The sequence below is a fragment of the Bacteroides sp. UBA939 genome, assembly GCF_002293435.1.
Lineage (GTDB): Bacteria > Bacteroidota > Bacteroidia > Bacteroidales > Bacteroidaceae > Bacteroides.
The window spans coordinates 24,815-31,857 of sequence record NZ_DBDF01000057.1; the positions used below are offsets into that span (position 1 = coordinate 24,815).

Annotated in this window: 4 protein-coding genes; all 4 read right to left on the reverse strand. The window is 38.1% G+C overall.

The annotated features are described in order from the left end of the window. Nucleotides 1-3: 3 nt before the first annotated feature. The 4 genes from B2Z67_RS03935 to B2Z67_RS03950 are packed head-to-tail and all read right to left on the reverse strand — an operon-like array spanning nt 4 to nt 6,284. Nucleotides 4-3,171, reverse strand: coding sequence for a hypothetical protein (locus tag B2Z67_RS03935; protein WP_291528518.1), 3,168 nt, complete (start codon nt 3,169-3,171; stop codon nt 4-6). A gap of 4 nt (nt 3,172-3,175) precedes the next feature. Further along, complete coding sequence (locus B2Z67_RS03940; protein WP_291528519.1) at nt 3,176-4,573, reverse strand: hypothetical protein; 1,398 nt, start codon at nt 4,571-4,573, stop codon at nt 3,176-3,178. Between the two features lie 8 nt (nt 4,574-4,581). Beyond that, nucleotides 4,582-5,028, reverse strand: coding sequence for a hypothetical protein (locus B2Z67_RS03945; protein WP_291528520.1), 447 nt, complete (start codon nt 5,026-5,028; stop codon nt 4,582-4,584). A gap of 2 nt (nt 5,029-5,030) precedes the next feature. After that, nucleotides 5,031-6,284 carry a hypothetical protein gene (locus B2Z67_RS03950; protein WP_291528521.1) on the reverse strand — a complete coding sequence of 418 codons (1,254 nt, stop codon included), beginning with the start codon at nt 6,282-6,284 and terminating at the stop codon, nt 5,031-5,033. Nucleotides 6,285-7,043 lie beyond the last annotated feature (759 nt).

Consider the following 7,043-nt stretch of genomic DNA (forward strand, 5'->3'; position numbering starts at 1 on the left):
ATATTAAATCTTTGTCAATTCGAAAATGCGGTTAATAATTGGCAAGAAGAATACGGAGTTATTCAAGATAACCTCTCCCTGATACTTCTCCTTAACTTGGGTCTTAAAATATGTATCGAGAGGTGTGCCCATATCTTCCAATGCTTTCCTTACGTAATTTGACATATCAGCTGTAGAGTCTATAATCTTCTCCTGTTTCAACATGTTTAATACATCTTGATAAAGCTTACTAAATGCGTCGTATTTTTCAAGGAGAGCTTCCCTTAAGGTGCTGTAATTCTGGACTATCTCACCTACATCCTCATATTTGAGTGAACTGTCCCCATGATATATCAATTCTGGTACATTTGGCGCATTCGGGTCACGATAGAGTCCCCCATAACAAGTCGACTCCTTACGTTCTTGTGGCAGTTCCAGATTCACATTATGCTTATCACCAAAGACTTGCCCAAAAACAAAGTCAATGATACGCTTCACAGCTATGCGGTCGGCAGATATAAAGCTGTCAATATACCTACTACCATTACCACTAAACACGACAGTGCGAGGAGCCATAAGTCCATTATCCTTATACATGCAGGACATATAGAAGAGGATTGAAGTCAGATGATAAATAAACACTGGCTTAAACTCATCACGCAACTGCTTGGTAATATTGCAATGTGCGGAATTACTCAGCCAGAAATTAATAATATCTTTAGTCTTTACCAAATCATCCATCTGCAGACTGCGATTCAAGGCGTTCAGATCATCTTTGTCAAAACGAAGAGTTGATGCGTATTTCTTGTAGATACCATTCTCACGAACATTGTCAAAGTCGATAAATCCATTAGCCCAAAGGACATCGCAACCAAAGTGTACTGAATTAGCAATCTTTGGATCATTGTCTTTGAAGTATACGAAGTCGGTAGAACCTCCACCGATATCAATAACGGTAACAGCATCAGAGTTGGCAATGATATTTTTCTTCTTGAAGAAGTAATAAGGAGCCTCGGATTCAGAGAAGCATTGAATCTGACCAGGTTGAATAAAGAGAATATCTTCAGGTTCGCCTTTTTTTACTCCAGGGGTACCATACCATATATCATCATACAGGCCTTTGGTTGTACCAGCGAAACTCAGCGGACGGAACCACACAATCTTGGTGCGGTCAAGATCCCCATTATGCTGAAGTATATCGCATTTGATAATCAGTAACAATTCGCGCACAAATACACGGAGCAGTTCATCTTTCACATCCCACTTGATGTCTGTATGGATATTCTGATCATTGTTCGGCATTAACTTTTCATAAAAGAAGGCAATGTTGTAATTATCGAATAGTTTTGGCCGGATAGTATTACTGCGTATGCCACAAAGAGCTGTACGAATTGGGAATTTGTAATCAAAGCCATCAATCAAGGCTGGAAGGAATTCGGTCTTTAACTTAATCTTTGCTTTATCAAAGACAGAATCTTCTATCAAGCGAGTCAAAGAGAACTGACGGTCGTTTGGTATTTCATGGAGGTAGTTAACCATAGCCTTCTCCATCTTGAAGAGTTCAGGCATATAATTGGCTCCGTTCTTGGTACGTGATACGAATGTATTGGAAGTTCCCAGATCAATAGCATAAGTATAAGTATCATCAGTAGCCTTGCTGACCTGCCAAACAGGAATAAGTAAGCCCCTATTTTCATGGATGCTCACCTCTACAGCATCGAATGATGTTCCGTATAATTCATAGAACTTAGTACCTCCATCCTCTGAATCCGCCTTCTGCCTTGAACGGACAAATTCGGGAAGGACACCATACTGAGCTGAATCTGCCTGCTCTATTTCACGAATATGTTCTCCATTTTTAAAGAACGACAATTTAATTTGATCTATATTGAAAGTTGGTGCTTCCGGGTCTTCATCAGCAGCAACGACAAACATCTTAAAATAATTGTTCTCTGACTCTTGGTGAGAAAGGATATTAGGAAAAATTCCCAGATTAAAATTAATATTTGCCTTCTTCAAATCAATGATTCTACCCTGACCAGTCCGGAACGGCTCAACTGCATACTCCTTTTCATATGCCTTTCCATTAAAACGAAGGTAAACAGTGACCGACTGACGGTTAATATGAATATCTGAGTCAATATTGTTGTTTCCATATAGAGAAAGTATCTCTGGTTTGAAAGGTAGTAGGTAGTCATAGTCTCGGGATGGACTGTCATTCTGATACTTGACAGCAACATAGTTATTTCTATATATTCTGTATGGCAGGCGAATAAGTGTAGATGTGAAATAACTGTTGATATCTGTTTCATTAGAAGACTTGAAATGAAGGCCATTGACAACTAATGCATCATTTTGATCAGTCTCCACATCAGCCAAGTACAAATCATAGTTGTTTCTGATATCAGGATCTTCTTTGAAACTACGAATATATTCCTTGATGGATTTGAGACGTGGGGCGACATCATCAGAACCAAACAATACGTTGAACATGTAGTTCTTGAAATCAGCCTCTCGTTCTTCAAACAACTTGATGTCACGGAAGTATTCGCCCCCAGATTTGCGACGTATATGAAGATTTTTGTACTTGCTGTCATGATCAGCCGATTGGTCAGCAAATATTATATTATATGAACCATCTTTACGCACTTTGGACTTGTCCATGTCAGGTGGAGTAACAAAACCTGTCAGCGGGGAACTGCATGCAAGAAGTTTGTCCTTTCCGCCTTCCGTAAAGACAAGGAAGAATAATTTTTTCTCAATAATGTCTGTCTTGTAGTAGCTTTCGATTGAACTATACAGAACAGGCATCTTTTTCTTAATATAAGCAAGATTTTCCGCAGCATTCCACTCGCGCAATTCAATCTTTTCCCCATTTTTCCAGGAGTTGTTTCGATGATACTTAATATTAAAGAGGAGTTCATAGACATCTAATATATCAGATACTAACTGCTTGTATGCGAAGCCAGCTTCCTTTCGGCTGTCGATGTGTTCTTCCATTGCACGACGGAATGCCTCTCGGGCCACAAAGAAACGAGCGAAAGGAGTAGGAAGTGAATTCAGTGCTCTACTGTTATCCGTCTTTTGTTCCATGACTTCATCCAAGTGCGCTGCTGTCAAACCTACATCCTCGGCAATCCAATCTGTACCTTGAATTCCACGGTCAACTATATTGAGATCTATTCTAGCCATAGTTTTACTTTTTTATCTTTGATGTGTAACTATTAATTGCGTCGTAGGCAAATTGAAGGAAGAAACGGAACTTGTTACTGTGATCCTCCCCTTTCTCCTGATTGCTCTTCTGGATCATACGGAGGAGATAATAAGAGTCATCCTTCGCATCTAGTTCCATTCCTTTAATCCAACCGCCCATTTTCTTCAACTCATCATAATGGAGAGGAGCAAAGGTTCGCTTATTTTGAGCGAGTTCTGAGTACCATTGATAATAAATATCAGTAAATCTCTTAAGTGCCAGAAAAGATGCATCCTTATAAAAATGATCATTAAAGCCTCTACTTACTTTTAGCGGGAAGTAAGATTCAGATGGTAACTTGTTGACAAAGTTCCTTAAAAGCATATAGTCGGCTACACTCTTTATCATTTCTTTATATCCGGATCCCATGGATATTAAATCCAGAGATTCTTCATCGGATTCTATTGCACGGCTAAGAAATTGTCGTTTATCTGGCTTTTCTTTATTTAGAAAATCAAACAATGCCGAAGCAGCAACCAGCTCAATAAAGTTTGCTTTATCATCTTGTTTCTTCTCATCGTTTTCATAGACTTGTTTCAAAGTCTTTTCTCCTATGTAATAAAGATAATCAGAATCTACCGTGTTTTCATAATATGCTAAAGCCGCTTTGGTCTTTGTGTAGAAGTTTGCAGAGTCAATGTCGCTACCTGTAGTAGCAGGATCTTTCAATCCGTAATAAGGAAGTACAGATACGGCACCCATTATGGCATTCTTGACAGTTGGCTCATTTTCAGAACCGCGTATTTTCTTTTCCAGGAGAGGGTAGCCAGATGCTCCTGTACCTCCAAAAATAGAACTGATAATAAAGACCCTGTCCTCTTTTTCACAATGCATCTTAAAGGCTTTGAACCAGTCTGCTCCTTCAATCATTTCTCCGAGAACAACTATACCAACATTAGGATTCCCTTTGAAACCTACAGAAAGCTGATTGTTAAGATTCTTGCTGGAGAACAATGTCTCAATAAGGAGGTTATTAATATCATCCGCACCCAAAGCTGCAGAATTAATATAGGAGCCGAATTTTTCCTTGCTGCCTGCAACCTGCTGAGTATTGTTTGATTGATTATTTAGCTGATTGAGCAAGCGGATTTCAGAATTGAAGAAACCATCAAGGTGATTAAGGGTTGATGAACCGTTATTAATTGATTGCTGATAAATATTGATATAGCTATCCAATAGAGAATGGAGATTCTTTTTTTCTTCAAGATCCAGATGTGGATCCAAAATAATCGGTACAACCGTGTAACCGTTGGTATTCATGCCTCCTGCCATCAGCATGGTGATGCTTTTCATGACGCGTATACCAGTACCTCCGATACAAAATACAAATACTTTTTTCATATCTGATTTTAGAATTTAATTAAACGATACGCATTGGTAGGAAAGTTAAACTGGCACCATAACCAAGAAGTAAGAACATATATAATACCAGAATAGAGTGCATTTGCGAAGGCAATCTTAAGTTCCAGAATCAATGCCCCATTCAATTTCGGAGTAACTGCGATATACTCAAATCCCAGCGTGGTTACAAATCCCAGTACGATTGTACCAATCAGAAACCAGCCCCAATATATGGGTTTGTAATGACGACCTGGTCTGTCATTAAAAGGTTTGTAATAGGATATAGCCATTACAATGCCCAATAAGATACAAATCGCTATAATAATGATGGATAAAGCTTCAAGGTGTCCCCAGAATGACCTTGCTTGATTATACAAGGCTTCATTGTTTTGAAACGGCCTTGTAAAATCAGACATGGTTCCAGTGATCCATTGATAGAATTTAAGAAGTTTCATATTTAATCTTTTTTAGATACAAGAATATAATTAGGCTTAAGAGACTGATTAACTATGCCCCCGTAGAATATGCCTTTGATGAAATTCTCGATAGAGTATGACTTTGTATAATCATTCTCCATTGTCGCACCACAGAATTCTCCAAATAGTGTATAGTCAGTGTCTGGAAGTTCAAGCGACCACTCAAGAACTTCTGAATCGGTTGCCATATTCACTACCTTAAGCTCCACAGTGGCGGTGGCTGTTCTTTTGAGTTTCTTGTCTGTTTTATTCTGGACAGCAATGTCAATATCCCCTACAATGATATTAGACCCATATAAGGTCTTAACCTTGAAAGCCTCTATAAAATAGTCCTTATTGGTAAGCAGCCAGCGATAAGGGGCTAAGTCAACCTTAAGTTTAATAGTACAGGAATCAATTCCATCAGGCTCCTCATATTGTAGGAAGGTTGGCTCATTATCCAACTGGTAGCATTTGTTAGGAATTCCAAAACTGTAATTTGGCGCACCATAGTCGAATCCGCTTTCGATATTATCAATAAAACTGCCATTGTCTTCTAGCAAGGTTGAAATACCATCACGCACTTTAGCTACAGCACCAGAATTACCGATAATGAAATAATAATACGGAGATCTATCGGTCACTGGATTACCACTATTCTTCAAATAGTCTGACGTTGCACATATGAGGCTGATAGGTTTGCTAAAGTCGCCTAAAATCTTGCTGACATCTGTGCTATATTGGGTTAAAAGCACTTGTGGAGCTGATGTTCCGACTGGACTATATTTCATGTCGGAAATTAAAACAGCTACTTCCCCACGGCTAGTGTCGAGGTTGGAGATGATAGACTGTAACATAACTGGCACTCTTGTCGATGCAGTAGATACAAATGAACCGGTATTCATTCTTGTCTGAAAATCAGTCATACTGATATTATCTCCACTATTACCGTCATTAGTAAGAATAGTGACCCCATGTGAAAACGATTTATAGTAGCTACAAATACGCCAAACGTCCTCTTTGAACTTTGTCGGTTTGTTAGCTCTAAAGAAACCATTCATGCTACCAGAAACTTCCACATAGAATTTGATATTAGAAAGATCTGTTTGTGGCGAGATATCCGTGCTATCTTTGATTAGAAAACCACACTTAGTAAAATGAAGGTCGGAATTGGAATTCACGACACCACATGCAACAAACATAGACGTCATCATAAAAGCAAGTATGACTGCTGAAAGAGTGTACTTTGTATTCATCAACTTATCGTATTTGAAATTATTTATCACTGCTATCTTATTTTCTGTATCGTTGAGTAACTCCTTTGTATTGTTTTAAGAGTTTTTTGTAATCTGATCAAGCTGTTCAAGATTTAGGATGGGAAGTGTTTGTACACTACTTGGAAATCATAACTGTACTTATCTCAAACATTTCGATCAACTATATCCCTATTTTAATTTTTTCGGCCAAAACTCTTTAATGCGATTTAGCTTTATATTTAAATAGTTAAAATGTCCACAAATTTATTAAAGATGAAGTTTAGACCAAAAAACAAGTAGTTAAATTATTGCAAATTAAACAAATTAATCAATATATTAGGGTTCGCGTAAATAGGTTCTGTATGTTCATGGTCTGATTTTAATTCTCAGATTATACAAAGTAGCACATGTAGCAATGATACATTTTGCAAAAGAGCTGGTTCTGAGACGGCATTCATTTTTGACGATTCTCGTACTTAACTGTCGATGGCATGTTTCACACATACTCGAATGCAGGATACATTTTTGTTAAAGTGTTTTGCTGAGTAGAAAACTCCTTCCCCTTGCTTCTCTTGACGGACTGTTATGATTATTACCTCTTTGGCTAAAGTCAAAAGCCAGGAAACCTTCTTGTGAAGAGAAATAGGAGAACTAAAGATGTCGAATTCGACACCTTATTAAATAACGGACTGTACAGCATATACCAAGCACAGGGAAACTCAAGTGTATTTTATTAAAATGATTATCCGCATACTGTCC